This is a genomic window from Pseudarthrobacter sp. (genome assembly GCF_036675385.1).
GTDB lineage: Bacteria > Actinomycetota > Actinomycetes > Actinomycetales > Micrococcaceae > Arthrobacter.
The window spans coordinates 1-2,765 of the sequence record NZ_JAKFFD010000235.1 but is presented as its reverse complement, the minus strand read 5'-3'; the positions used below and the strand labels follow the sequence as shown (position 1 = coordinate 2,765).

Sequence of the window (2,765 nt, the reverse complement as noted above, 5' to 3'; positions counted from 1 at the left end):
GATCTTCTGGGGTGTGCAGCAGACGCTGCTCTTCCCGCTGATGATCCTGTCCGGCATCATGCTGCCCATCGAGGCAGGGCCGGACTGGATGAAGACCGCCAGCCTCTTCAACCCCCTGACTTACCTTGTCAACGCCGAACGGGGGCTGTTCGCCGGCAGCGTCGGGACCGACACGCTCCTGGGCCTCCTCGCCGCATCGGTGACGGCCGCCGTCGGGCTTGTAGTGGGTGTGCGGGCCATCAACCGCAACATCAGCTAGAGCCCAGGCGGGCGGCGTAAGCAGCGGCTTCAGCACGGTTGCGAAGGCCCAGCTTCTCCAGCACACTGCTCACATGGTGGGCCACCGTTTTGCTGCTGATGAACAGCTGCCCCGCAATTTCAGGATTTGAATAGCCCTCAACCAGCAGCCCCAGAATTTCATGCTCACGCCGGGTGAGAATACCTGCCTCGCGGGGAACGGACCGGCCCCCGGCGCCCCACGATCGCAGCAGTGCCGCTGCCGTATCGGCATCATGGGACGCCCCCAGCCTGTCCATCGCTGACAGGGCAGCGCGGGCTTCGGAGATAGCGAGTGTGGGCTGGACTTGGGCTAAAACACGCGCAAGTTCCAGTCGTGTGCGCGCGGCTTCCAGCGGAAGGTCCAAGTGCCCGAACCACTTGAGGGCGTCCTCAAAATACAACGTGGCAGGCTCCAGCCGGCCCTCGGCGGCTGCAACCCGGCCCCTTGCCAGAGCGGCATGCGCGGACACCAGGCATACTCCTCCGGCGCTGGCGTCAAGGTCGCCAAGGTGCTCGGCGGCCACTGCAGCAGCGGCAGGATTGCCTGCTGCCAGCTGTGCCTGCACCAGCAGGCTGCGTGCGCTCGCTGTTTCCAGAGAGGTCCGGTGCCCGCCGGCGTGCAATGTCGGAACGACGTCGCCGGTACCCTCATTTTCCGAACGAAGCCAACGCTCGGCCAGTGCCACGGCCGCCACCGGTTCGTTGCTTCCGAGGGCCAGGCCCGCCGCCACCAGGCTGGTCTCGACCGGAGCGCCGATCCTCTCGATCAAGGCCTTGGCCTCGTCGAAGTGCCCTTGGCGCACGCGGAGTTCGGCGAGGCTCGCGATGGCCCTGTGGTACATACCGGGGAAGACGTCCTTCGTACTCGCCGCCGCATGCCGCAGCTCGTCCTCGGCTTCGGCCCAATGACCCGTCAGCAGGAGCACCCGCCCGTGGACCATGCGGCACTGGGCGTAAAGGTATGGACAGCCGTAGGTCCTCATGTAGTCATCCGCAGCCAGCGACCACTGCGTAGCCCGCCCGAGGTCGCTGAGCAGGTCGCAGACCGTCAGCATCGAGCAGCTCGCCATGACCACCGTATAGAACGTCGTTCCGTCGCCACCCAGGGCGCTGGCCATGGCCTCATCCACACAGCGAAGCCCGGCCTGGACGTCTCCACCCTTGACGAGGACGACCCCGCGCTCCGCAAGCGCACAGACTGCCAGGTCCGGGTCGCCCAACTCATGCGACGCGGCCAGCGCTCTGTCGATCAGGTCGCGGCAGCGATGGGCATCCGTAGCCAGCAGCGCCGCACAATAATCAACCCACGCAAGGGACAGTCCGTCGTCGGGTCCGGCCATGCTCTCCGCACGGGCAAGCCAGCCCCGCGCCGCCGCCTCGTTGCCGAGGGACATTCCATAGACGAGGCACAGCCATACGGCGGAGTCGATGGCCTCCGGAACATTGCCCGCGCGGCGGCTGGCGGCGTAGGCGCGCTCACGGCAGCGGACGCTTTCACTGAGCTCACCGAGGAAAAAGAGGGCGTCGCCCAAGCCCGCGAGCGTGGCCGACGATCCGGTGCCTGAGAGGACCTCCTCAAAGGCGGCGCGCGCATCCGCCCACCGCCCCGCTTCCAGTGCCGCGTAGCCCCTCGCTGTCACTTCCTCCAGCGTCACGCTTCAATTACAGCACTTCACACTGCCGTTCCCTAGGACGGAACTTCGGGCGCGGCCGAACCGAATCCGCCTGATGGGCGCTGCCGGCATCGGCCACAAAATGGGTCAGTTGACCGATCCGCCCGTCCTTGAAGCCGGGCAGTCTGGAATTGTCCCAAACAGCGGACCACAGGACCAATCAAGGAGCAAACGATGAGCGCGGACGCAATTGCCAAGTCAGTAGAAGCCCTTAACTCTCACGATGCGAAGGCCTTTGCGGGAGCCTATGCCGCGGACGCGGTTGTCCACGACCCGAGCTACCCGCAGCCGCTGAAGGGGCGGGATGCTATTGAGCAGGACGTGGTGGATCTCCTGCGGGCTTTCCCGGATGTCAGTCTCACCGTGGGGCCCGTGCTCCAGGATGGCGAGACGTTCGCAGCCGAGTACACTCTGCGCGGAACGCACCAGGGACCGTTGGCATTGCCCGGCGGCGAGATTCCCGCCACCGGAAAGTCCTTCATCAATAACGCGGCCGTCTTCTCGAAATTCAATACTGACGGGGAAGTCACGGAGGAAAGCCGCTACTACGATGTAGCCGGCCTCATGGCGCAGCTTGGGGTGACTCCGACAACCTGAGCTCGAAGCCTCGGGCCTCAGGTGTCCGTTCACGCTAACACCGGTCACATACAGCGCGAGCGGACACTTGAGCCCCCGATGGTGTGACCCGCTTTGCTGTCAGAGCCCCAGGCGGGCCACGGCTTCCTCGCGCATCTCCACCTTGCGGATCTTCCCGGAAACGGTCATGGGGAAACTTTCGCGGACGTCCACGTAGCGGGGGATCTTGTAGTGCGC

3 protein-coding genes are annotated in these 2,765 nt (G+C 65.4%); 2 read left to right on the top strand and 1 reads right to left on the bottom strand.

The window, feature by feature from the left end:
• Positions 1 to 259, top strand: a 259-nt coding sequence (locus tag V6M49_RS19665) for an ABC transporter permease (protein WP_332762845.1), incomplete at its 5' end; no start/stop codon positions are given.
• Here the strand turns inward: V6M49_RS19665 and V6M49_RS19660 are convergent.
• Positions 252 to 1,934: a LuxR C-terminal-related transcriptional regulator gene (locus V6M49_RS19660; RefSeq protein ID WP_332762844.1), complete on the bottom strand. Its 1,683-nt coding sequence runs from the start codon at positions 1,932 to 1,934 to the stop codon at positions 252 to 254. The two genes, V6M49_RS19665 and V6M49_RS19660, sit on opposite strands and share 8 nt — an antisense overlap.
• A gap of 192 nt (positions 1,935 to 2,126) precedes the next feature.
• Here V6M49_RS19660 and V6M49_RS19655 point away from each other — a divergent pair, with 192 nt between their 5' ends.
• Positions 2,127 to 2,549 (top strand): ester cyclase, encoded by a 423-nt coding sequence (locus V6M49_RS19655; RefSeq protein ID WP_332762843.1) that lies wholly within the window; start codon positions 2,127 to 2,129, stop codon positions 2,547 to 2,549.
• Positions 2,550 to 2,765: the final 216 nt, after the last annotated feature.

What these genes read in the sequence shown, in the direction of transcription:
- V6M49_RS19655 (WP_332762843.1), top strand. Translation starts at nt 2,127, where the DNA reads ATGAGCGCGGACGCAATTGCCAAGTCAGTAGAAGCCCTTAACTCTCAC.